At 46.2% G+C, this 23,006-nt stretch carries 21 protein-coding genes; 8 read left to right on the plus strand and 13 right to left on the minus strand.

Annotated elements, in window-relative coordinates:
- The first annotated feature begins 71 nt into the window (after positions 1-71).
- Positions 72-1,175, plus strand: coding sequence for a M20/M25/M40 family metallo-hydrolase (locus LZZ85_RS15265; RefSeq protein ID WP_237873665.1), 1,104 nt, complete (start codon positions 72-74; stop codon positions 1,173-1,175).
- A gap of 107 nt (positions 1,176-1,282) precedes the next feature.
- On the opposite strand, the gene porQ is transcribed toward LZZ85_RS15265, so the two are convergent.
- From porQ to LZZ85_RS15285, 4 genes are all read right to left on the minus strand, one after another.
- The gene (gene porQ, locus LZZ85_RS15270; RefSeq protein ID WP_237873667.1) at positions 1,283-2,314 is read right to left on the minus strand and encodes a type IX secretion system protein PorQ; all 1,032 of its coding nucleotides are present in this window, start codon (positions 2,312-2,314) and stop codon (positions 1,283-1,285) included.
- 138 nt (positions 2,315-2,452) lie between these two features.
- Positions 2,453-4,855, minus strand: coding sequence for an endopeptidase La (lon, locus tag LZZ85_RS15275; RefSeq protein WP_237873670.1), 2,403 nt, complete (start codon positions 4,853-4,855; stop codon positions 2,453-2,455).
- A gap of 351 nt (positions 4,856-5,206) precedes the next feature.
- Entirely contained in the window at positions 5,207-5,797 is a 591-nt protein-coding gene (locus tag LZZ85_RS15280) for a porin family protein (protein ID WP_237873672.1), read from the minus strand.
- A gap of 309 nt (positions 5,798-6,106) precedes the next feature.
- Positions 6,107-7,357, minus strand: coding sequence for a metallophosphoesterase (locus LZZ85_RS15285; protein WP_237873673.1), 1,251 nt, complete (start codon positions 7,355-7,357; stop codon positions 6,107-6,109).
- A 327-nt stretch (positions 7,358-7,684) separates the two neighbouring features.
- Between LZZ85_RS15285 and LZZ85_RS15290 the strand changes: the two genes are divergently transcribed.
- The 7 genes from LZZ85_RS15290 (at position 7,685) to LZZ85_RS15320 (ending at position 14,336) form a co-directional block, all read left to right on the plus strand.
- A complete protein-coding gene (locus tag LZZ85_RS15290; protein ID WP_237873675.1) occupies positions 7,685-8,488 on the plus strand; it encodes a ParA family protein in 804 nt (267 codons plus the stop codon).
- Between the two features lie 137 nt (positions 8,489-8,625).
- Positions 8,626-9,543 (plus strand): ParB/RepB/Spo0J family partition protein, encoded by a 918-nt coding sequence (locus LZZ85_RS15295; RefSeq protein WP_237873677.1) that lies wholly within the window; start codon positions 8,626-8,628, stop codon positions 9,541-9,543.
- 26 nt (positions 9,544-9,569) lie between these two features.
- A complete protein-coding gene (locus LZZ85_RS15300; protein WP_237873679.1) occupies positions 9,570-10,244 on the plus strand; it encodes a DUF5683 domain-containing protein in 675 nt (224 codons plus the stop codon).
- 164 nt (positions 10,245-10,408) lie between these two features.
- Positions 10,409-11,125, plus strand: coding sequence for a 4-hydroxy-tetrahydrodipicolinate reductase (dapB, locus tag LZZ85_RS15305; RefSeq protein WP_237873687.1), 717 nt, complete (start codon positions 10,409-10,411; stop codon positions 11,123-11,125).
- A 20-nt stretch (positions 11,126-11,145) separates the two neighbouring features.
- Positions 11,146-13,074 (plus strand): tetratricopeptide repeat protein, encoded by a 1,929-nt coding sequence (locus LZZ85_RS15310; RefSeq protein ID WP_237873689.1) that lies wholly within the window; start codon positions 11,146-11,148, stop codon positions 13,072-13,074.
- Between the two features lie 61 nt (positions 13,075-13,135).
- Positions 13,136-13,780 carry a response regulator gene (locus LZZ85_RS15315; protein WP_237873691.1) on the plus strand — a complete coding sequence of 215 codons (645 nt, stop codon included), beginning with the start codon at positions 13,136-13,138 and terminating at the stop codon, positions 13,778-13,780.
- A 64-nt stretch (positions 13,781-13,844) separates the two neighbouring features.
- Positions 13,845-14,336: a hypothetical protein gene (locus LZZ85_RS15320; protein ID WP_237873693.1), complete on the plus strand. Its 492-nt coding sequence runs from the start codon at positions 13,845-13,847 to the stop codon at positions 14,334-14,336.
- Positions 14,337-14,345: 9 nt separating this feature from the next.
- On the opposite strand, the gene LZZ85_RS15325 is transcribed toward LZZ85_RS15320, so the two are convergent.
- The 9 genes from LZZ85_RS15325 to LZZ85_RS15365 all read right to left on the minus strand — a co-directional run bounded on the left by LZZ85_RS15325 (position 14,346) and on the right by LZZ85_RS15365 (position 22,729).
- Positions 14,346-15,425 (minus strand): TlpA disulfide reductase family protein, encoded by a 1,080-nt coding sequence (locus tag LZZ85_RS15325; RefSeq protein ID WP_237873695.1) that lies wholly within the window; start codon positions 15,423-15,425, stop codon positions 14,346-14,348.
- 189 nt (positions 15,426-15,614) lie between these two features.
- Entirely contained in the window at positions 15,615-16,382 is a 768-nt protein-coding gene (gene trpA, locus LZZ85_RS15330; protein WP_237873701.1) for a tryptophan synthase subunit alpha, read from the minus strand.
- A 6-nt stretch (positions 16,383-16,388) separates the two neighbouring features.
- The gene (locus LZZ85_RS15335; protein ID WP_237873703.1) at positions 16,389-16,763 is read right to left on the minus strand and encodes a hypothetical protein; all 375 of its coding nucleotides are present in this window, start codon (positions 16,761-16,763) and stop codon (positions 16,389-16,391) included.
- Between the two features lie 4 nt (positions 16,764-16,767).
- Complete coding sequence (trpB, locus tag LZZ85_RS15340; protein ID WP_237873705.1) at positions 16,768-17,958, minus strand: tryptophan synthase subunit beta; 1,191 nt, start codon at positions 17,956-17,958, stop codon at positions 16,768-16,770.
- 56 nt (positions 17,959-18,014) lie between these two features.
- Positions 18,015-18,650: a phosphoribosylanthranilate isomerase gene (locus LZZ85_RS15345; RefSeq protein ID WP_237873706.1), complete on the minus strand. Its 636-nt coding sequence runs from the start codon at positions 18,648-18,650 to the stop codon at positions 18,015-18,017.
- Between the two features lie 124 nt (positions 18,651-18,774).
- Positions 18,775-19,575: an indole-3-glycerol phosphate synthase TrpC gene (gene trpC / locus LZZ85_RS15350; RefSeq protein WP_237873707.1), complete on the minus strand. Its 801-nt coding sequence runs from the start codon at positions 19,573-19,575 to the stop codon at positions 18,775-18,777.
- Positions 19,572-20,564 (minus strand): anthranilate phosphoribosyltransferase, encoded by a 993-nt coding sequence (trpD, locus tag LZZ85_RS15355; RefSeq protein WP_237873708.1) that lies wholly within the window; start codon positions 20,562-20,564, stop codon positions 19,572-19,574. Before trpD ends, trpC begins: the two co-directional genes overlap by 4 nt.
- Positions 20,565-20,694: 130 nt before the next feature.
- A complete protein-coding gene (locus LZZ85_RS15360) occupies positions 20,695-21,261 on the minus strand; it encodes an anthranilate synthase component II (RefSeq protein ID WP_237873711.1) in 567 nt (188 codons plus the stop codon).
- A gap of 52 nt (positions 21,262-21,313) precedes the next feature.
- Positions 21,314-22,729, minus strand: coding sequence for an anthranilate synthase component I family protein (locus LZZ85_RS15365; protein WP_237873712.1), 1,416 nt, complete (start codon positions 22,727-22,729; stop codon positions 21,314-21,316).
- Positions 22,730-23,006: the final 277 nt, after the last annotated feature.

Below are 23,006 nucleotides of genomic sequence, written 5' to 3' on the forward strand. Positions count from 1 at the left end.
CACAAAAGTCCGAGAAACTCCCATCCATTTGTTTATTTTTGCCCATTATCTTATCTAAAAAGGAATAAAATATGGCAAAAGCGGCTAAAGCTAAGAAATCGATCATTACAGATAAATCTTACAGTTTCTTAAAAAATTATATCAATAATGCTTCGCCGGTAGGCTTCGAAACGTGGGGGCAGAAATTGTGGTTAGCTTATCTTAAGCCTTATGTGGACACCACATTTGTGGATCCTTATGGAACCGCGGTGGGCGTTATAAATCCGGATCATCCGTTCAAAGTAGTCATTGAAGCGCATGCGGACGAGATCAGCTGGTTTGTAAACTATGTGAACAATGAAGGATTGATCTATCTTAAACGCAATGGCGGTGTAGATCATCAGACCGCGCCTGCTTCACGCGTATTCATCCATGGAAAAAAAGGACCGGTTAAGGCTGTATTCGGATGGCCGGCCATCCACACCCGCATTGGCAACGATAAAGAAAACCAGCCAAAAACAGAAAATCTATGGCTCGACTGCGGTGCGCGTAACCGTAAAGAAGTAGAAGAGCTTGGCATCCATGTGGGAGCCGTTGTCACTTACCAGGATGGGTTTGATGAGCTGGCCAATGGCAACCTCGTTGGGCGTGCATTCGACAACCGCGTTGGTGGTTTTATGATCGCGGAAGTGGCCAGGATGATCAAAGAGAATAAGAAGAAACTTCCTTTTGGTTTATATGTGGTGAATGCAGTGCAGGAAGAGATCGGGCTGCGCGGCGCCGAAATGATCGCCAGACGTATCAAACCAAATATCGCGATCGTAACAGACGTAACACATGACACCACCACTCCGATGATCAATAAGAACATTGAGGGAGATGTCTCTACCGGTAAAGGACCATCACTTGCGTATGCACCGGCAATCCATAACAAGCTCCTGGCTTTTGTAGAAAAAGTTGCGAAGGATAAGCAGATCCCTGTCCAATGGCGTGCACTCAGCCGCAGCACGGGTACTGACACTGATTCATTTGCTTATGCAAACGATGGCTGTCCATCGGTATTGATCTCCATCCCGCTTCGCTATATGCATACCACTGTGGAGATGATCCATAAAGATGATATCGAAAATACGATCCAGCTGATGTATGAAACACTGATGGAACTGACACCAAAGACAAATCTGAGCTATCTCTGATCAGATAAATAATCATAAAGCGGGCGCACTCTATTGATGTGCGCCCGCTTTTTTTGGATAAATATGAGTAGTATCTAAAAAAGGCTCTTCACGCCCCGCTTTTAAAACTACCACCCTATCTTCTCCCCCCATTTGCCCAGGCCAAAATACTGATTCAGCGAAAGGTTCAACCCAAACTGGTTATAGGCGGTATTATTCTGGTATTGTGAACGTGCATAGCGAACCTGCAGTTTATTCAGCACAAGCGAAACGCCCATAGAGAACCCTGTCAATCCATTGCCCGCATTGCCGATATTAAGCTCTTTTCTGCGCAGATAATTATATCCGAATGCGAGCTCCACTTTATCTCCCAGGTAAATATTGCCTGCTAATACCACGTGACGGAAAATATTATCAAAACTGAATTTACTGCCACTGTTCGAATACCCATTCGCATTATTAAAAACGGTATCGTTATAGGCAAGATCAAACTGATGAAGATGATGAAGCGTCACCGAAAAACCAAACGGAGAATTTTGTAATCTCTTTGTGATCCCCGCCTGCAGATCGAACGGAAGATCAGCCGGATCAGTTCCTTCATAACGTTTCAGTTGGGTGCCCATATTTTTGGCAAGAACGGACGCCGAAAAGGAATTAGCCGTATCGGAATAAGCCACGCCCACATCTGCGGCAAGCCCGCTGGCTTTGTACAATCCATACCCTGAATGAATGAATTTAAGCGCCATACCATACTGCCAGCGTTCGAGATACTTCCTGGAGGCTGAGAGCTGCATGGTCCAGTCAACAGGTCTGAAATTACCCAGCAGGTTTCCGGAAGGATCCGTTTGCTGAATGTCTCCGTAATTCAGGTAGTTCAGTCCCCACAAAAAGGTCGTATTCAATTGACGGTGATGATAACCCAGTGAAAGGTTGGATGAAGATATTCCATCATAGAACGCATTGAAGGCCGCATTCATCTGTGTATGCATGGCAGGCGTCAGCAACGCCGGATTGTTTGCAGCAAGCCCTATATCGTTGGATGGAGCCGAGACATTAATCCCCCCGAGAGCTGACAGCTGTGGAGTATTAGGAAGCCTGAGAAAGTTAAAAACAGTATTGCCTCCGAGGGTTTGGGCCTGAAGACAATTCACGAGGAGCATACAGAATATGAGCAGTCCTGGTCGCACTGTTGCGAAGATAAGGCCGTTCAGGGAGATGGCAGATGAATGAAAAAGAATGGCGGCTTACCCGGGATCTGATCAGGGAAAGCCGCCATATTTACTATAATCCGGTTAGCGTCAGGTAAGAGCGATCTCCAGCACCTGCGACATTGTTTTTACATAATGGAATTTGATCCCTTTGATAAAGTCTGATTCAATTTCCTGTACATCTTTTTCATTCTGCCAGCAAAGAATAACTTCTTTAAGTCCGGCGCGTTTTGCAGCCAGTACTTTTTCCTTGATGCCGCCAACTGGTAAGACCTGTCCACGCAACGTGATCTCGCCGGTCATGGCAAGAAAAGGCTTCACCTTTTTATTGGTAAGTGCTGAGGCGATCGCCGTCATCATGGTGATCCCGGCACTCGGGCCGTCCTTAGGCACCGCACCTTCCGGTACGTGAATATGAATATTCTTTTTCTCGATCAGTTTTTTATCCATTGGAAACTTGTTGGCATTGGATAAAAGGTATGTCAGCGCTGTGCTGGCGCTTTCCTTCATCACATTTCCGAGGTTGCCGGTAAGCTTCAACTCCCCCTTGCCATCACTCAGGCTGGCCTCAATAAAAAGGATATCCCCACCAACATATGTCCAAGCAAGACCCACGGTAACACCAGCAATATTTGCCGTTTTATACAGTTCGTTGCTGTAACGAGGCTTCCCAAGGATCTTCTCAATATCATCTGTTCCGATATTCGCTTTCAGCTTGTTTTCCATGGCCAGTTGCTTGGCCTGGTAGCGCATCACGGAAGCCAGCTGACGGTCAAGTTCGCGCACACCGCTTTCACGGGTATAATCCTGGATCAGCCGCTCTAATACTTTATCACTGATCTTGAAAGAAGACTCTTTCAATCCGTGCAATTCTTTTTGCCTGGGAACAAGGTGACGTTTGGCGATCTCTACCTTTTCTTCCACCGCATACCCACTCAGATCAATGATCTCCAGCCTGTCGCGCAAAGCCGGCTGAATGTTCTGCAGATTATTTGCAGTAGCGATGAACAGTACTTTGCTCAGGTCGTATTCCAGTTCAAGATAATTATCGTAAAAAGTATTGTTCTGTTCGGGATCGAGAACTTCCAGCAAAGCGCTGCTTGGATCGCCCCGATGATCGTTACCCACTTTATCGATCTCATCCAGGATCATCACAGGGTTGGAAGACTTCACCTTGCGGAGAGATTGCAGGATCCTTCCGGGCATTGCACCGATATAGGTTTTCCTGTGTCCCCTGATCTCACTTTCATCGTGCATCCCGCCAAGGCTCAGACGCACATATTTACGTCCGATCGCATTGGCAATGCTGCGTCCAAGTGATGTTTTACCAATGCCCGGAGGGCCAACAAAACAAAGGATCGGGCTTTTCATATCTCCTTTCAATTTCAAAACAGCGAGATATTCCAGGATCCTTTCTTTGATCTTATTCATCCCGAAATGATCTGTATCAAGCGTTTTCTTCGCTTTTTTCAGATCGTAAGAGTCTTCCGTAGTATCATCCCAGGGAAGATCAAGCATCAGGTCGACATGATTATACACAACGGAATAATCCGGAGTGGATGGATGCATTCGCTCCAGCTTCTCGATTCCCTTTTTGAATGCTTCTTTTGCAGAGGCAGGCCATTTCTTTGTTTCGGCCTTTTTCTGCATTTCTTTGATCTCCTGCGTATTGGTATCGCCGCCCAGCTCATCCTTAATACTTTTCAGTTGCTGCTGCAAAAAGTATTCACGCTGCTGCTTATCCAGTTCTGTGCGGGTTTTATTCGTTACTTTATTCTTCAGTTCGGCAAACTGCAATTCTTTCTGCAGCAGCTGCATCAGGATATCCGCGCGCTCACGGAGATTATTTATCTCCAGCAGTTTTTGCTTTTCCTTGATATCTGTATTCAGATTGCTGGATACAAAATGGATCAGGAATGAAGGGTTCTCAATATTTTTAAGAATGATGGACGCTTCCGTTGGAATATTGGGTGAAAGTTGAATTATCTCTGTTGCAAGATCTTTTATAGTGGCAACATATGCATCGAAGTCGCCATCTTTTGGAGATTCCTCTTCTTCCAGTTTGTTGATCTTCGCACGGAAATAAGGCGTTTCAGAGGTGATGGCCTCAATAGTAAAGCGGCTTTTACCCTGGATAATGATCGTAGTGCCGCCGTCGGGCATCTTGATCTGTTTAACGATCTTGGCAACTGTACCAACATTTTCAAGGTCTTTTACGGTTGGATCCTCAACGGTGCTGTCTTTCTGAGCAACAACACCAATCAGTTTGTCGGCTTTATATGCGTCATTGACAGCATTTATGCTTTTATCACGTCCAACGGTAATAGGTAACACCACACCGGGGAAAAGGACGGTGTTTCTTAAGGGTAATAGGGCTATCTCATCAGGTATTTCTATTGCGCTGGAGTCATCCTGTTCGCTTTCGTTCAGAGGTATGATCGGCAAAAAATCCATTTCGTCTTCCGGCTGTAGCAAAAAATTTTCAAAGCTCATAATCAGATCTTCTTTAGACAATGTGTCATCCTCCCGGGTCGGATGTCAAAAATTAACCGGGACTGTAGCTTGTCAAGTATCATGCCGCTGGAAAAAGACTGCCAAACGGTGCAAAAAACAACCGTTTCAGTGTATTCTTCCCGCCAAAACCGGAGATCCGGCCATAACATGAGGCCGAAAAATACAGCAATTCTCCCCGGATTTCCAAGTGCAGTACAGCAAATGTTTAAAAGTTTAAAGGTTTAAGAGTTTAAAAGTCTATGCATTCCAACGGAAGGAACATTTTCCAGCCGTTAATGATTAACTTTTAAACCCTTAAACCTTTAAACTTTTAAACTCTTCTGAAGCCCGTCAAAGGGCGAAGCCTACCCCCACCTGGAAGCCCTGGTTCTTCCATTTATCCTGGTTATCGATATCATTGATATCATTTAAGCCAACCACGTACCGGCCGCTTATCCGGATGGAACTAAGCTTGAGCTGCACACCACCCACCATTGCAAAGTCTCCTTTACTAAACGCATTCCCGCCATTCTGCAAAAGATTCTTGCTTTGATCCATGAGAATGCTGAACTGCGGACCAGCCTGCAGGCTCAGGAAATTTCCAAGTAGCTTATAATTAAGCAGGATCGGAATTGAGAGATAATTCAGCTTGACCTTGCTTTGATTGGAACTAAAAATGTTCTGATAAACGTGCCTGTAATTACTGTCAACCGTAGAACTGTACTGGTTAAACAAAACTTCTGGTTGCAGATGGAATTTCTCTCCGAGCCCGATCTCCGCAAACACCCCTAACGAATAGCCATAAGAAAATTTGTCCTTGAAAGACTCTCCATCCACTTTAGTAATATTTGCTCCGCCTTTAAAACCGATATGGAACTGAGCCATCGTTACGGTGGATACAAACATGCACGCCAGTAGCGGCAACAGGAATTTCACTTTCATACTTTTTTTATTTTTTGTTTTCAAAAAAGTCAAGGATGATGCCATCCAGGAACGTCCGTTGTTAAATAAGCGATAATCATCAACAAAACAGTTTTTACAAACTGATTATTGCTTCATCATTGTGAAGGTTATTATAAAACGGATGCTGATAGAAAACAACACTGTGAAGAAGAACCCCTATACAGAAATGGTTAAAGTGCGTTAACAAAGTAAGTCAAAAGTAAAAACAGAGACTGCGGTGTGTTATAGTCGTTACCTTACCGCAGTCTCTGTTTTTACTTTTGACTTTTTGCTTTGACTTTTATCTTATCAAATCAATTCGAACACCGTGATCTCCGGCATGATCCCTACTCTTCCGGGATAACCGATAAAACCGAATCCACGATTCACGTACAATTTTTGTTTTCCTTCTTCATACAAGCCAGCCCATTGTTTGTATACATACTGAACAGGGCTCCATTTGAAACCGGGAAGTTCCACACCGAATTGCATGCCGTGTGTGTGACCGGAAAGTGTAAGATCTATATCGCTGAAAGAAGGTCTGACCTGTGCATCCCAATGCGAAGGATCATGACTCATTAATATTTTAAATGGATACGCTTCTGCGCCGGTATACGCTTTCTTCAGATCACCGTATTTGGGAAAGTTTGCTTTAGCGCTCCAGTTTTCAATACCGATCAACGCGATGGCTTCTTCACCACGCTTGAACTCGATATGCTCATTCATCAGCAACCTCCATCCAAGATCAGCATGAACCTGTTTGAGACGTTCGAGATTGGCAGCCTTCTCTTCCTGCTTATCCCATTTCACATAATCGGCGTAGTCATGGTTTCCCAACGTTGAATAAACGCCCATCGGAGCACTCAGTTTGCTGAATACATCCTTGTAGTTGTCCATTTCATCTGCCGTATTATTCACAAGATCGCCGGTAAACAGGATCAGGTCAGGCTTTTCCTTCATGATCTTCTCGATTCCTTTTTCAACAGCTTTCTTATCGGCAAAGCTTCCTGAATGGATATCCGAGATCTGCACCACTTTCAATCCTTTGAAAGATCCGGGAAGATTATCAAAAGCCAGTGACAGCCTGTTAATATGATATTTATACTTATTGCCGAACCCGTAGATCAGCGTCCCGAACAGACTTCCACCCACAAGCATTCCGATCCATGAAAGAAATACTGAACGGGAGATCTTCTCGCCTTGCTGCAGGGTTTCGCCTTCGGTATTGGAGAAAAACAATTTGCCGGCGGCCCATTGAATGCCGCGGCGAAGGTCGTCGACCAGGAAAAAAACTGCGGCGATCACTTTTGCGAAAAATATCCCCGCAATAATGGCGAAGATCGTGCTGCTGGTCAGTTTTGCCTGGTTACCAAGGTGCAAATAAGGCAGGATCAGGAGCAGGAGAATGGCGCCCGCAGACAGGATCCAGTAGCCGTAATAGATGAAAATCCGGGCTTTAGCGCCGGCTGGGGCTGTTACCACCTTCACGGCCTGGAAGACATAAAAGTCCAGCAGCACCATAAAACAGATCAATATCCACCAAAAAGGAGTGTTACGCATATCAAAGCTTCAAAATTAAAGATCAGGACTTTACGGATAATTTTTTACTGAACACTTATTTTTGCCGGATAGTTCACCGAATGGGCAAAACTAAATTTTGCGGTCTACCCTTCAGACGGCAATTTTACCAGGAACTATGTCGTGTGAGGTGTGTTGTTTGGAGGAGTTTGAGTTTAATAGTTTAAATGTTTAAAAGTTTTAAAGTTTAGGTGTAAGCGTAAGCTGCAGAACTTTTAAACTTTTCAACTTTCAAACATTTAAACTTTTAAACTTCGCTGCCGGTCACTATTTTGTGAACGACTTATAAATAAATCTGTTATATCCTTTATGGCAAGAATCATTGGCGTGGCGAATCAAAAAGGGGGCGTGGGCAAAACTACAACTGCTATTAATCTGGCGGCCAGTTTTGCTGTCCTCGAATATAAGACCCTGCTGGTAGATGGGGACCCGCAGGCAAATAGCACCACGGGTGTGGGGTTTGACCTGCATAATATCACCCAAAGTCTGTATGACTGCATGGTAAACCAGGCGCAGGCGAAGGACGTGATCCTGAAATCGGAAATTCCGAACCTGGATCTGATCCCTTCGCATATTGACCTGGTTGGTGCGGAAATCGAAATGATCAACTATCCCAACCGCGAAACAGTGATGAAAAGCCTGTTGGAAGCAGTAAAGGATGAATACGATTTCATCATCATCGATTGCTCTCCTTCACTTGGCCTGATCACGGTAAATGCCCTCACAGCGGCAGATTCGGTTGTTGTGCCTGTACAGTGTGAATTTTTCGCATTGGAAGGTTTGGGCAAATTGCTTAACACGATCAAGATCGTACAAAGCCGCCTGAACCCGGCCCTCGTGATCGAAGGCATCCTGATGACAATGTATGACGGCCGTCTCCGCCTTTGCAACCAGGTGGTGAGTGAAGTACGCCGGCACTTTGAAGAGATGGTGTTCAATACGATCATTCACCGGAATGCACGCCTCGCAGAAGCGCCAAGCGTTGGCAAACCAGTGATCCTCTACGATGCGCCGAGCAAAGGCTCTATGAACTACCTGAACCTCGCCAAAGAGATCCTGCAGAAGAATGATATGACGAAGATCAAGAATGACGAAAAAGTTTTAGAACTGTAAGGTGGGTTTGTATTAAAAAAGGACCGCCCGCAGAATTAAAAAGTCAAAATTAAAAAATAGCGGCTCCGGCAATAAAAGGCTGATTTGACCGAGGCGGGTATTTTTTAATTTTTACTTTTTAATTTTGAATTATTATAATGACAACTCCCAAATCGAATAAAGACGCCCTTGGAAAGGGAATACGTTCCCTGCTTCAGGGAATAGACAGTGACCTGAAAACAGGTGCCGGTAATCTTAAACCTGCGGTAGTGGAAACAGCCACTGCGATGAACCGCATTCCGGTTGACCAGGTAGAGCCGAATCCCAAACAGCCACGACGTGATTTCGACGAGCAGGCATTGAAAGAACTGTCTGATTCGATCAAAATGCATGATATCATCCAGCCGATCACGGTTTCGAAACTTCCTTCGGGCAAGTATCGCCTGATCTCGGGTGAACGCCGCTGGCGAGCATCCAAAATGGCTGGCCTTAAAGACATCCCGGCTTATATCCGCCAGGCGAATGACCAGGAACTGCTCGAGCTCGCCCTGCTGGAAAACCTCCAGCGTGAAGATCTCAACGCAATGGAAGTTGCCCTCAGCTACAAGCGGATGATGGAAGAGCTGACCTACACACAGGAAATGGTGGCGGAAAGAATGGGAAAAGACCGCAGCACCGTGGCTAACTTTATCCGCCTGCTCAAACTCCCTCCGGATATCCAGCTTGCCGTACGCAGCGGCGAACTGAGCATGGGCCATGCCCGTGCACTGATCAATGTTGATACTGTCGACAAACAACTTTATATCTACAAAGAAATAAAGGCAAAGGCGTTGTCTGTAAGACAAACAGAAGCTCTTGTCCGTACTATGTACAAGCAGGGCGGTGCTGTTAAAAAAACTTCAAAAAACGCGCTGCCGGTAGCCTACCAGAAAATTGAAGATAACTTAGCCTCGCATTTCAGCACCCGTGTAAAACTCAAGCACAGCAGAAATGGAAGCGGCCAGATCACGTTTGACTACTACTCTCAGGAAGAGCTGAACAAACTTCTCAGGCAGATGGATGTGAAAATCGGGTGATGAGGGAGAAAAGAAATCAGTTTAAAATGAGGCATAAGCTACTCAAGGCGTTTTGTTGCGTGTTAACGTTCCTCCTGGTCTGTACAGGCAGATCTTTATATGCACAGGTGATCGATTCAACACCAACGACCAATCCGCTTATACTCATCCAGGATAGCGCAAAGCTCGCGCAGGCTGCAAAACCTGCTAAAAAGATCAGGTTTTATGATCCGGGTAAAGCCGCCCTGCGCTCCGCCATTCTTCCCGGCCTGGGACAGATCTACAACCGCAAATACTGGAAAGTACCGATCGTGTATGGCGCTCTCGGCACCACAGCCGGCATTTTCATATTCAATCTTCAGTGGTACAGACGCACCCGTTATGCTTTTAATGCCGTATCTGATACAAACGGCCAGTATCCGAACGTGCACCCCGATCTGCAATACTTCGTGGATAATAAAGATGGGCAAACACTGTCCTATCTCCGCGATCAGTATCGCCGCGATATAGACTACTCCGCAGTATTCTTCCTGATCTTCTGGGGGCTGAATGTGGTAGATGCCGCCGTTGACGCCCACCTTAAGGGCTTCGATGTAAGCCCGGACCTCACCATGCATGTCCGCCCGACCTTAAGCCAGATGGCATTCACCAACGGCCCGGCGCTCAGTTTGGTGTTTGATGTTGGAAAAAAGAAGCGGGATCTCGTGAGGGCACGGTTCTGAGAAAGCGGACGAACCGTAGATCATGCTGCATAACTGGCCTCTCCTTTTCTTACCGGGCCACTTCGTTTATTCCTTTCGATTATCCCTGATCTCTACCGCCAGCGATCCGTGGTCCTTCGTCTCTCTCCCATTCCCTATCTTTGCCCACTCAAAACAAAAACGTCATGCGCATCGCTCTACTAGGTTATGGGAAAATGGGAAAAGCTATTGAAGAAATTGCCCTGCAAAGAGGACACGAGATCGTATTAAAGGTGAATGAAGAAAATCTTGCGGATTTTACAAAGGACAATGTTTCGAAAGCAGATGTTGCAATAGAATTCACCAACCCTCACAGCGCGTTTGATAATGTAAAACAGACTCTTGGATTCGGCGTTCCGGTAGTCAGCGGCTCAACCGGCTGGATAGAAAGGCTCGGAGAAATTGAATCGTTCTGCCAGCAGCATAATGGCAGCTTTCTTTATGCCAGCAATTTCAGTGTTGGCGTGAATATCTTCTTTGAATTAAATAAAAGACTGGCTTCCCTGATGGCGCCGCATACCGAATACGAGGTGAGTATGGAAGAGATCCATCATACACAGAAAAAAGATGCCCCAAGCGGAACAGCTATTACCCTCGCAGAGCATGCGCTGGAATTGCTCCCCCGCAAAAATAAATGGGTGAACGATACCATTCCGGCTGACAATGAACTGGCGATCATCAGCAAGCGCATCGATCCCGCCCCGGGAACACATATCGTAAAATATACATCAGCGATAGATGATATCGAGATCATCCATACAGCTCACAACCGGAAAGGCTTCGCGACAGGCGCCGTTCTGGCCGCAGAATTTATCAAAGACAAAAAGGGTATCTTTAGTATGAAGGAAGTGCTCGGACTTTGATCCGCTAATCTCTTTTTACTATGAAGGTATCCCTGGCCCTACTGGTGATGGTTTGTCCACTGCTGTTGAACGCACAGCAGACAACGCCTGCTATTGACAGCCTGGAAAAACTGATCCCCACTCAGACAGGCGCACAACTATCCGCCACCTACACCAATCTCACCTGGGAGTATCGTACAATTGACCGGGAGAAAGCGATACTCTATGGCAATAAAGCCATTCAGGAGGCCAGGTCAATCAACTCCCCGGCAAGCGAAGCCCAGGCCTACAATGATCTTGGCATCATTTACTTCGACAAAGAACAGTATGATACCGCCGTCGATCTCTATACAAAAGCCATGAATATCCGGCGGCAACTCAAGGATGAACTTGGGATTGCCAAACTGCACAATAAGATCGGAATAGTATACCAGAACCAGGGATTGCTCGAACAGGGACTCGGTCATCAGTTAAAAGCGCTGGAGCTTTTCGAAAAGCATAAAGATGATAAAGGAACTGCCTACTCCCTCAATAATATCGGAACAATAAATCAAAGCCTTGGCCGGTACGCGGAAGCAATCAAATACCATGAGCAATCAATTGCGATCAAGCAGAAGATGGGTGATTCTTATGGTCTCGCCGGCTCCTTTGTAAATGTTGGCAGCATTTACCAACTGTCCAAAAACTACACGAAGGCAGAAGCTTATTACCTGGATGCCATCCGGCTCACCCGGGGATCAGGCGACAAAGAGTCTCTGGCCACAGCGCTCAACAACCTCGGGCAACTCTTTTCAATAAAGGGAGACTATGAAAAAGCGAAACCCCTCATACGGGAATCCCTCTCACTGCAAACACAGCTCAGCGATACAAAGGGCAGGGTCAGCTGCCTGATCAGCATGGGAGATATCTATACAGGGCAACGCCATTTTGATAGCGCAGGCATTGTATTGAACCAGGCGCTCAAAATGGCAAGGAGTGCTGTAAACTGTCAGGCAGAGGAAACACAGGCAATGCTTTCCCTTTCCCTCCTGTATGAAAAAACAGGAAATAACCAGGCCGCGCTGGACATGTATAAACTTTATTCAGGAGCACGGGATTCGCTGTTTACAGAAAGACTGGGCCAAAAAGTGGCTGAGATGGAAACACGTTTCAAAACCGTGGAGCATGAAAAAACCATCCAGCAGCAGCAGTTTGAATTGCAGCAGAAGAATTACTGGCTGGCGGCCGTGATCAGCATTCTGATGTTAAGCAAATTGCTGATCTATTGGTACTACCGGAGGTATAAACACAGTCAGAAGATCAGATTACAGGAAGAGATCAGCAGGCAACAGGCAATCTCAGCCAAAGCAGTGATCATCGCCGCAGAAGAAGAACGCCAGCGAATCGCCCGCGATCTGCATGACGGCGTAGGACAAATGATGAGCGCCGCAAAGATGAACCTCTCCGCATTTGAATCAAATTTACCCGGCACGTCGAAAGAACATCAATCATCCCTCGAAAAGATCATGACCCTTGTTGATGAAAGCTGCCGCGAGATAAGGCAGGTTTCACACAACATGATGCTAAGCACGTCGTTTAAGAAAACACTTGGTGAAGCCCTCAAAGACTTTATCAATAAGATCGACCACAACACATTGAACATACACCTGTACACCGAAGGACTGGATCAATCGCTTGACCCCAGCACCGAAGTGATGCTTTACCGTATCATACAGGAATGCGTGAACAATGTGATCAAACATGCCCATGCAACCATCCTCGATATATCCATTATAAGAGACACCGACGGTATCAGCGCCACCATTGAAGACAATGGCCGGGGTTTCGATGCCAGGGAAAAAGTAAAATCCGGCGGAATGGGACTGAAGAATATCCATACACGAATTGAATACCTGAAAGGAAATATCGATATCGACTCCTCCCCAGGTAGAGGTACGGTCATCAGTTTGCAAATTCCCGCTGTAGCTTAAAAAAAGTTCTGCTTTTTCTTGTTTGTCACTTAAACATAGTACATTACTCCATCACTCTCAGATGCTCAAAAAAGACCAAATCAGTGTTATTATCGTGGATGATCACCAGGTTGTTATAGATGGCCTGCTCTCCATGCTCAAATATAATGAGCAGATCAAATTCATTCTTACCACCACAGACCCTACCCAGGTGATCCCGATGCTGGAAGAAACTCCTGTAGACATGCTTATCACCGACGTGATGATGCCTGCGCTTCCGGGTAATGAACTTGCTAAAAAAGTAAAAGAAAGATTCCCCCAGATCAAGATCCTTGCACTTTCTATGAGTGGCGAAGGTCAGCTGGTCAGCCAGATGATCGATGAGGCAAATATTTCAGGCTATATGCTGAAGAACATCAGCAAGACGGAGCTCGCAAAAGCACTTGAAAAGATTGCAGAAGGCGGCATTTACTTCAGTAAGGATGTGATCGAAGAACTTCAACGCGCCAACCAACGGAAAAAGCACAGCCAGGAAGCTCATCTCACTGACAGGGAGATCGAGATAATACGCCTGATTGAAAAAGAATATAACAATAAACAGATCGCAGAGGTATTGTTCATCAGTGAACGCACAGTGGAAACACATCGAAAAAATATCCTGCGGAAGACACATACAAGTACAGTCATAGGTCTTGTAAAATATGCTTACGAATACAAACTTATCTGACATCAGTTCGTATTAAAGATCCGAAGATCTTCCACCATCATCAAACCATACAATCTACTCTACCATGAAAAAGACCGCCATTCTTTTGCTGGCATGCACACTGGCTTTCCAATCATATTCGCAGCAGAACGAAACATCTGCTCAATCTAAAAAAGATAATGTTCACGAACAAACACAAGCTTTCCTCAGTGTGATCGGAGGCATTTCCGCCGCATATGTGCTGACCGCCCAGGATCAGATCGAAGCACAGATCATTGCTTTTGACAGGAACAGGGCAGACTCGAATGTCGCCTACCAGAAGATGATGATGCAGAAGAATATCATAGCCCTTCTGCTGGATCATATCACCAAGTTGCAAACAACCAATGCCATTGGCCCGGATAGTCCCGATCACACGTTTATCGTTGATCTGAAAACAACATTAAATCTGATGGTAAAGGAAATTGACCACGGCATTGCATACCTGTCGGAGAAATCTGCAAGTAAGAAAACCCAGTTTGAGACGAGCAGCAGTGAAGCCACCAAAAAAATAAGAACACTTCTTGGCATGGAATAACCGGCCGGATCACTGACATCCCAGTATCTCACAAAGCTTCGCTTCCAGTGCCGGACCACGAAGGTTTTTCGCGATGATCTTTCCATCCGGTCCGATCAGAAAGTTCTGCGGGATGCTTTGTACGCGATATTGCTGGGCAACAACATTGTTCCAGAACTGGAGATCGCTTACATGCGTCCAGGTAAGATTATCAGCATGGATCGCCTGGATCCATTTATCCTTCTGTCCGGGACGATCCAGCGAAATACCCAGCACTGTAAAATTCTTTGATACGAATTTATGATAGGTTGCCACTACATTCGGATTCTCCTGTCTGCACGGACCACACCAGCTTGCCCAGAAATCAAGCAATACATACTTGCCACGGAAAGAGGAAAGTGAAACAGGATTTCCCGAAGTATCAGCCTGCGTAAATTCAGCAGCAACACTTCCGATAGCGGTTACTTTCGCTTCATCAATCGTTTCCTTCAGGAACTTGCCGTACATATTGGAAGTAGCCACAGGCTTCAGCGTATTGAATCTTTTTTCAGCCAGCAATACATCTTCACTAAGCTGATAGGTGGCCGCAAGAAGGAATGCACTCACCGGTGAGGAGGAGTGTTTTACCACGAACCGGTCGATCGCATCCTGTATACTGTCTCTCTTTTTCTCCGCAACTGTGATCAGGCTGTCAGAACGCATACCCATCTGCAGTTGCTGATTGATCCCCATCAGCCGCTTGAATAAAGGGTCAAATACTTTCTGGAATTCAGCGAAAGTCTTATAAGAAGATGATCCGGTAACCCTGATCTGATCTGTAGCCCCTGCTTTACCTGTAATACGCATATTGGAGCCTGTCAGGAATGTCATCAATGGTTTATCGGCCCCCAGCGCGATATTTACCAGCATTGGCTCATTCAATTGCCCTTTCAGGTAGAACCGGCCATTCTGCGCGGTATCTATTGCAATAGTATCTGTAGGATTATTTACATCCGTGATATAGATAACGGTGCTATCCTTCAGCCCTTTCAGTTTTCCTTTGATCGTTAACTTTTCCTGCGCAGCAATTACCAGAGGAAATAAACACAGCAACAATAAACCTGACTTCATTGGATCTTCAATTAGAACAGCAAAGATAACGAATGTACGCCTACCGGGCCCGGAAGCTGAAGCGGCTATTCGCCCAGCGGGAGATCAGCACATTTGACACCGCCGTCGCTTGCGGAATTTTCAAAACTGTCTCTCCCTGACGCCCCCGCCACAAACCCCTCCCGGCGCTGTATACCACGAACATTGGAATTAGAGGACGCCAGCCAGAAACTCCCGGACAGAACGCTCTTCATCATCACTGTTTTGCAAAGCTTTAACAAAAGCAGTCCCGATAATAGCGCCGTTTGCATGTGTACCCGCCTGCTGAAAGCTTGCGCGGTCACGGATGCCAAACCCTACCAGCACAGGATTGCGCAGCCGCATCTTCTCCAGCCGTTCGAGGTAAGCGCCTGCGTCAGCCATATTCTTATCACTGCCGGTGGTGGAAGAGGAGGAAACTGCATACAGGAAACCGGTGCTTAAGCTATCGAGCCTGTGTACCCGGTCATCACTTGTTTCCGGAGTGACAAGGAATATAAAATCCAGCCCGTGTTTCCTGATAATGGCGCCATATTCTGTCTCAAATTCATATTCAGGCAGATCGGGAAGAATCAATCCATCCACGCCAACAGCCGCAGCATCTGCACAGAATTTTTCAAACCCATACTGGATCACGGGATTCATATATCCCATCAGTATGAGTGGGATATTGCTTTGAGTTCTCAGGTCTTTCAGTTGCTCAAACAGCTTTTTGATCGTCATACCCTGCCCCAGGGAAACAGTGCTGCTTTGTTGTATTACCGGCCCGTCTGCAAGCGGATCACTGTACGGCATTCCCAGCTCCACAATGTCCGCTCCATGTTTTTCCAATGCTCGGATAACACGAACAGTACTATCCGCCTTCGGATACCCCGCCGTGCAGTAAATATTCAATACATTTTTATTCTTGCGTTCAAACAAGCTTTTGATCCTGCTCATGTATATTTATTTTTCTGAGGTCCTGATAGGATAGGTCTCATCATCAATAGTTATGTAATCATACCGGGGATAGCTGTCTATATCAAGCGCTACCGTATATCGCGCGGACTCATAAGGCTTTCCAGGCAAACCAAATTTCACCACTACGGTATCTCCACGGCGTTCGGAAATGATCAGCGATTTATCATACGTTGCCGGCAAACACTTTTCGAATTCATACCGTTCACCACCGAAGTTGGAGTTCAGGCGGAACGCCAGTTGAACACCGGCACAATCATCCGCTTTCTTTTCAAGCGATACCTTGTGTTCAACATAGGGCTGCCTGTCACAGGCAGTTAAAAGGACAGATGCGGAAAGCACTGCAGCAAGCAAATTCTTCATAGCGTTATTTTATGTATTTCATGTAAGTAGCAAGATCCTTGTCTCCCCTTCCGCTAAGACATACGACCACATGATCATTTTTGCTGAAAGATAATCGTGTTAATGCAGACAACGCATGAGAGCTTTCCAATGCGGGAATGATCCCCTCCATTTTTGCGAGGTTAAAAGCCGCCTCTACCGCCTCCTGGTCTGTTGCACTAAGAAACTTTGCACGCCCCGTTTCAAAAAGATGCGCATGCAGTGGTCCGATACCGGGATAGTCCAGTCCTGCAGAAATGCTATGAGGCTCTACGACCTGTCCATCTTCTGTCTGCATCAACAGGCTTTTACTGCCATGCAGGATCCCCGGGCGGCCCAGTTGTGATGTAGCCGCACTTTGCCCGCTGTTCACGCCAAGACCAGCGGCCTCCACAGCTACCAGTTCCACCTCTTTTTCATCCAGGAAATGATAGAATGCCCCGGCGGCATTGCTTCCTCCTCCCACACATGCGACCACTGATGAAGGTAACTCAGTTCCGGTTTTTTCCTTTAACTGCGCGCGGATCTCTTTGCTGATCACGCTTTGAAAAAGTGTAACCATATCAGGGTATGGATGCGGGCCAACAACACTTCCGATGATATAATGCGTATCATCCGGATGATTGATCCAGTCGCGGATCGCTTCGTTAGTAGCATCTTTCAATGTTTTACTGCCGGAAAGAGCCGGCACCACGGTAGCACCCAGCATTTTCATCCGTGCAACATTGGGGGCCTGACGCTCGATATCCTTCTCTCCCATGTACACAATGCACTGAATGCCCTTGAGCGCACAGACGGTGGCAGTGGCCACTCCATGCTGCCCCGCACCGGTTTCGGCAATGATCCTTTTCTTGCCAAGTTTTTCTGCAAGCAGGATCTGGCCAATGGTGTTATTGATCTTGTGTGCGCCCGTGTGGCAAAGGTCCTCCCGCTTCAGGTATATATTGGTGCCGAACTGAGCGCTCAATCGTTTTGCAAGATAAAGCGGTGTGGGGCGGCCCGCATAGTCAGCCAGCAACTCATCGAGCTCCTTTTTAAAAGAAGGATCATTGATGATATCAAGATAACGCGTCTTCAATTCTTCCACGTTCCGGTGCAGCATCTCCGGAATATAGGCCCCTCCGAACGATCCGTAATAGCCGTACTCATTAGGCGTTGTATAAGTCTGTTTTTTCATTTCAATAGGTCAGGAAGATCTTCCTGTTTATTTTATTTACGCAAGCAATGTCTTCATCAGCCTTTCAGGCTTTTTACAAATGCTTCCACTTTATTCATATCCTTGACGCCGGCGGTGATCTCGAAACGGCTATTGATATCTATGGAGAACAATTTACGGGCTGCTTCCTCTTTTTGAAATGTCATCAGGGCTGCTTCATCCCCGGGTTCGATCCCCCCACTTAAAAAATAAAGCTTATCAGGGTTCGCCTTATTCAACACATTCCAGTCAAATTTCTTTCCCGTTCCCCCATACCCTGCCCCCATTGTATCAAACATGAACATGTCACAGCTTTCCTGGAAAGGCTTTACCATCCAGTCAAGCGGATCGTCGTCCGACAAGCGAAACGCTTTTATTACCGTCACGTAATTGGCGACTTTCTCACAAAAGAAAGCCGACTCGTCACCATGCAATTGCACCATGTCAAGCCTGTAGTCTTCCACCGTGCGCATCAGTTCTTCATACGGTGTATTGACAAACACACCTACTTTTGCAATCCGGCCCTTGATCTGCTTCATTTTCTCGGGCGATATTTTATTACCGACATATCTTGGCGATTTCGGATAAAAAATAAACCCGGCGAAATCAACCCCCATTTCATCGAGGGCATTAACCTGTTCGGGCAATGTCATCCCGCATACTTTAATTCGCATAAGCTCGCTTTGATGATGTTAGATAGCAAGCAATCGTGGGGAGGAAAAGTAAAAAGTCAAAATTAAAAATTAAAAAAAGCCCGTATTTAAGGATGTTCTTTCAAAATAATTAATAAAAAACTTTTTACTTTTTACTTTTTAATTCCCCTACAAATTCTTCAAATGCCTTTCCGGGATTTTCTTCCTTCATAAATGTTTCGCCGATGAGAAAACCTTTAAATCCTGCCTGTCTTAAAGTTACGATCGTTTCAACATTACTGATGCCGCTTTCTGCCACAGCAGGTTTGTTTGTTGGGATCTTGTTGATAAGCCCGAGGGAAATATTGATATCCACTTCAAATGTCTTAAGGTTACGGTTATTTACACCAACCATATCCACTTCATCACAGATATGTTCCAGCTCTTCATCATTATGGATCTCAAGCAGCACTTCAAGACCGATGCTTTTTGCGTAGCCTGCCATGCTTTTCACTTCTGCCGGAGTGAGGCACGCTGCGATCAGGAGGATCACGTCTGCTCCAAAAGCCCGTGCTTCGGCGATCTGCCAGGGATCGATCATAAAATCCTTGCGGAGAATGGGAACATCGGAGATCACTTTCGCCTGGATCAGGTCATCCAGATCTCCGCCGAAGAATTCCTCATCTGTTAACACAGAAACACCGGCTGCGCCGAGATCATTGTATGAACGGACGACGGGTTCCACTTCCAGCTCTTTTGTTTTGAACCAGCCCTTACTCGGACTCTTGCGTTTGAATTCAGCAATGATCCCGGTGCTGTCTTCAGCCTGCAGGCTTTTCGCGAGGGATCGCGTCGCGATCTCCCAGAAAAATCCATCCCGCTGAAAGCGTTCGATACTGCTGAGTGCTTTGAATTTTTCGATATGTTTCCGCTTTTCAGCAACGATGGTATCCAGTATTGTACTCATTGTAAAGAAATTAATTTTAGTAAACATTGATATGCTTTGCCGCTTTCGAGGCTTTCCACAGCAGCGTGATAAGCATCATCATAGTTTGCATATTTACCTGTGCAATGCAGGGCCATCGCTGCATTGGCCAGCACCACGGCATTCTGAGCCCATGTGCCCTCCCCTTTTATGATGGACGCAAAGATCTTCGCTGCTTCCTCCGGTGTTTTTCCTCCCTGGAGATCCGAAGCAGACACCATGCGTTTTCCTAATTGCTCCGGCGTCATGATCCTCTCACCGTGCTGGGTGATCACTTTTGTATCGTTGGTCAGTGAGATCTCATCATATCCATCCAACCCGTGAATGATCGTAAATGGCCGCCCGTTATGCTGCAAGAAATAATTGTATACACGGGCCATTTCCAGGCTGAATACTCCCACCAGCTGATAAGCAGGATCAGCGGGATTTACCATCGGCCCAAGCATGTTAAAAAAAGTACGCATGCCCAGGTTGCGGCGGATAGGACCGACTGTTTTCAAAGCAGGATGAAATAAGGGTGCGTGAAGAAAACAAATTCCCGCCTGTTCAACTTCGTTTTGCAACTGTGCATTATCCTGTTTGAATTTATAGCCAAGCTGCTCCATCACATTGGATGCACCGCTCACAGACGAAGCGCCATAGTTACCATGCTTGGCTACCGGCTGACCGGCGCCTGCCACGATAAAGCAACTGAGCGTTGAAATATTGAACGTGTCTTTACCGTCACCGCCCGTGCCCACGATATCAACCGTCTGAAACCCATCCAGCTTCACCGGCACACACAGCTCCAGCAGCGCATCCCTGAACCCCTGAAGCTCTTCTATCGTGATGCTGCGCATCAGATAGACCGTCATGAATGCAGTAACCTCATGTTCGTTATAAATGCCTTTCCCTATGTTCACAAGTGCTTCCTTCGCAAGAGTGCGGGGGAGCGTCTTGTGCTCGAAAAGGTAGGTTAGGATCTTTTTCATATTGCGATCCCGGAACGGGATTTGTTTAGTTTTAAATTATACTATTTCAATATTGTATGCCGTGAGATAGTTCCATGTTCTGTCAAGCCGCCAGTCCCATTGATCCAGCAGATCGAAATTCCAGGATTTGTTATTTCAGCCAATTCCGCAATATAGTCTCTCCCTGCGGCGTCAACACACTCTCCGGATGAAACTGCACTCCTTTCACATCAAATTTTTTATGTTGCATCGCCATGATCATTCCGTTTGCATCCCTGGCAGTGATCTCAAGCTCGGCAGGCAATCCTTTCTCTGCTACGATCCAGCTATGATATCTTCCCACTTCGAACTCTTCCGGCAATCCGTCAAAGAGATCGGCCTTAATGGCGGTCTTTTGTACGGGTGTTGCCACTCCGTGATACACCGTACTAAGGTTCTCCAATGTTCCTCCAAAGGATTCTCCGATCGCCTGGTGCCCAAGGCATACACCAAGTATGGATTTGCTGGAAGCGTATTCTTTGATCAGCGGCAAAAGTAAACCTGCCTCCGACGGAACTCCAGGACCTGGAGAAAGAATGATCTTATCATACTCTTTTACTTTTTCCAGCGGCAACTGATCATTCCGGTGTACATCCACACGCTGATGCAGGATCTTTTCAACGAGATGCACAAGGTTATAGGTAAATGAATCATAGTTATCGAAAACAAGCACTTTCATATTCACACAAGTTGGGGTTACGCGCTTTGATTATTCTGTATTAATTCGTTTCTCAATTGATCGCCTCAGCAAAACTGATGGCCTTTTTTAATGCCCCGAGTTTATTATTAACTTCCTGCAGTTCGCTTTCGGGTTGTGATGCAGCAACAACGCCTGCGCCAGCCTGATAATATAAGGTATTGTCACGGCTGAGAAAAGTCCGGATCATGATCGCATGATTGCAGCTTCCGTTGAAGCCCATGAATCCGATCGCACCACCATAATATCCCCGTTGGGTCGGCTCATACTGATCGATCAATTCCATCGCTTTGAATTTAGGTGCGCCACTGAGCGTACCAGCGGGAAATGTTTTCGCCACGAGCTCAAACGGATTGCTGTCCTTCCTGACAGTACCCGTAACCTCGCTTACAAGATGGATCACATGCGAGAAGAACTGCACCTGTCTGAATTGAGCCACAGTGACATTATCGCACAAACGGCTGAGATCATTTCGCGCAAGATCGACCAGCATCACATGCTCGGCATTTTCTTTTGAATCCTGCAGCAATCTTGCCGCAGCCTGTTCATCCAGTACATCATCGCCGGTTCTTTTGAACGTACCTGCAATCGGATGAACGATCGCTTTACCATTGCTGATCACCAATTGGGATTCAGGCGAAGAACCCATCAGCTTATAATCACCATAGTCGAAAAAGAAAAGATAGGGAGAAGGATTGATGCTGCGTAAAGCCCGGTATACATTGAATTCATCACCAGTAAAGGATTGTTTGAATCTACGGCTCAGCACGATCTGAAATACATCGCCGCGAAGACAACTCGCAATTCCTTTTTTCACCATCTGGCGATATGTTTCGTCTTCCATATTGGACGATTCGTCACCGGAAACAGCAAACGGGTATACCGGCACATCCTTGCTGCGGATCAGCGATTCCAATAATGGCAGCTCGCTTTCCACACCCGTTACCTTATTCTCGCAAATGAACAACTCATCTTTAAAATGATTGATGGCGATCACGTACTGATAAAGCCGGTAGCGCATCAGTGGAATGGCATTAGCTCCATTTTTATCCGCAAACTGAATGGTATCGAAGAACTGAACCGCATCATAGGTTGTGTAACCATACAGCCCCTGGGCAAATGCCGTTTCTTTCTCTTTTCCGGGTTCGATAGAGAAGCGTTGCATGAATTCCCACAGGATCCCCGGTACAGCTTCCGTCTTGCTGATAGCAGCCTTCTCCGGCGCCTGTCCCGGCAGCTTGAATTCGATGCTGCTTGTATTACTGATCTCAATACCTGCGATCGCATTGATGCAGATGAACGAATAGCTGTTCTCCGTCGCATGAAAGTCTGTGCTTTCGAGCAGGATAGTATCCCTGAACCGGTCACGCAGCCGCAGATAGATCCCAACAGGCGTGAACACGTCTGCGAGCATTCTTTTACAAGTAGTATTGATCGTAATTTTTTTCATATAAATAAAAAAGCCCCGAACACTGTCGGGGCTGAATATGTTGAAATAAACATAGCGATGACATTACAAACCCCGTTGAACGTTTGTTTGCCACCACCACTGAATATTTACCTGTTGTTTAATCATTATACCTGCAAATATGTAGAAGCAAATTGATTTGAGCAAAAAAAGTTTTAAGGGATTGGGGGAGAGAGAAGGTTTTGGAGGTTTCACAGGTACCAAACCTCCCAAACCTTCTCTCTCCCCCAATCCGTGCAAGTTCTCTATATTTATATCG

Source organism: Terrimonas ginsenosidimutans, from assembly GCF_022012415.1.
GTDB classification, from domain to species: Bacteria; Bacteroidota; Bacteroidia; order Chitinophagales; family Chitinophagaceae; genus Terrimonas_A; species Terrimonas_A ginsenosidimutans.

Bases quoted from the DNA above. Each gene is read 5' to 3' on its own strand.
- LZZ85_RS15320 (WP_237873693.1), top strand. From the start codon at position 13,845: ATGAAAAAGACCGCCATTCTTTTGCTGGCATGCACACTGGCTTTCCAA.
- LZZ85_RS15265 (WP_237873665.1), top strand. From the start codon at position 72: ATGGCAAAAGCGGCTAAAGCTAAGAAATCGATCATTACAGATAAATCT.
- LZZ85_RS15325 (WP_237873695.1), bottom strand. From the start codon at position 15,425: ATGAAGTCAGGTTTATTGTTGCTGTGTTTATTTCCTCTGGTAATTGCT.
- trpB (WP_237873705.1), bottom strand. From the start codon at position 17,958: ATGAAAAAACAGACTTATACAACGCCTAATGAGTACGGCTATTACGGA.
- lon (WP_237873670.1), bottom strand. From the start codon at position 4,855: ATGAGCTTTGAAAATTTTTTGCTACAGCCGGAAGACGAAATGGATTTT.
- LZZ85_RS15360 (WP_237873711.1), bottom strand. From the start codon at position 21,261: ATGAAAGTGCTTGTTTTCGATAACTATGATTCATTTACCTATAACCTT.
- trpC (WP_237873707.1), bottom strand. From the start codon at position 19,575: ATGAGTACAATACTGGATACCATCGTTGCTGAAAAGCGGAAACATATC.
- LZZ85_RS15300 (WP_237873679.1), top strand. From the start codon at position 9,570: ATGAGGCATAAGCTACTCAAGGCGTTTTGTTGCGTGTTAACGTTCCTC.
- trpD (WP_237873708.1), bottom strand. From the start codon at position 20,564: ATGAAAAAGATCCTAACCTACCTTTTCGAGCACAAGACGCTCCCCCGC.
- porQ (WP_237873667.1), bottom strand. From the start codon at position 2,314: ATGCTCCTCGTGAATTGTCTTCAGGCCCAAACCCTCGGAGGCAATACT.
- LZZ85_RS15310 (WP_237873689.1), top strand. From the start codon at position 11,146: ATGAAGGTATCCCTGGCCCTACTGGTGATGGTTTGTCCACTGCTGTTG.
- dapB (WP_237873687.1), top strand. From the start codon at position 10,409: ATGCGCATCGCTCTACTAGGTTATGGGAAAATGGGAAAAGCTATTGAA.
- LZZ85_RS15295 (WP_237873677.1), top strand. From the start codon at position 8,626: ATGACAACTCCCAAATCGAATAAAGACGCCCTTGGAAAGGGAATACGT.
- LZZ85_RS15285 (WP_237873673.1), bottom strand. From the start codon at position 7,357: ATGCGTAACACTCCTTTTTGGTGGATATTGATCTGTTTTATGGTGCTG.
- LZZ85_RS15365 (WP_237873712.1), bottom strand. From the start codon at position 22,729: ATGAAAAAAATTACGATCAATACTACTTGTAAAAGAATGCTCGCAGAC.
- LZZ85_RS15315 (WP_237873691.1), top strand. From the start codon at position 13,136: ATGCTCAAAAAAGACCAAATCAGTGTTATTATCGTGGATGATCACCAG.
- trpA (WP_237873701.1), bottom strand. From the start codon at position 16,382: ATGAGCAGGATCAAAAGCTTGTTTGAACGCAAGAATAAAAATGTATTG.
- LZZ85_RS15280 (WP_237873672.1), bottom strand. From the start codon at position 5,797: ATGAAAGTGAAATTCCTGTTGCCGCTACTGGCGTGCATGTTTGTATCC.
- LZZ85_RS15335 (WP_237873703.1), bottom strand. From the start codon at position 16,763: ATGAAGAATTTGCTTGCTGCAGTGCTTTCCGCATCTGTCCTTTTAACT.
- LZZ85_RS15290 (WP_237873675.1), top strand. From the start codon at position 7,685: ATGGCAAGAATCATTGGCGTGGCGAATCAAAAAGGGGGCGTGGGCAAA.
- LZZ85_RS15345 (WP_237873706.1), bottom strand. From the start codon at position 18,650: ATGCGAATTAAAGTATGCGGGATGACATTGCCCGAACAGGTTAATGCC.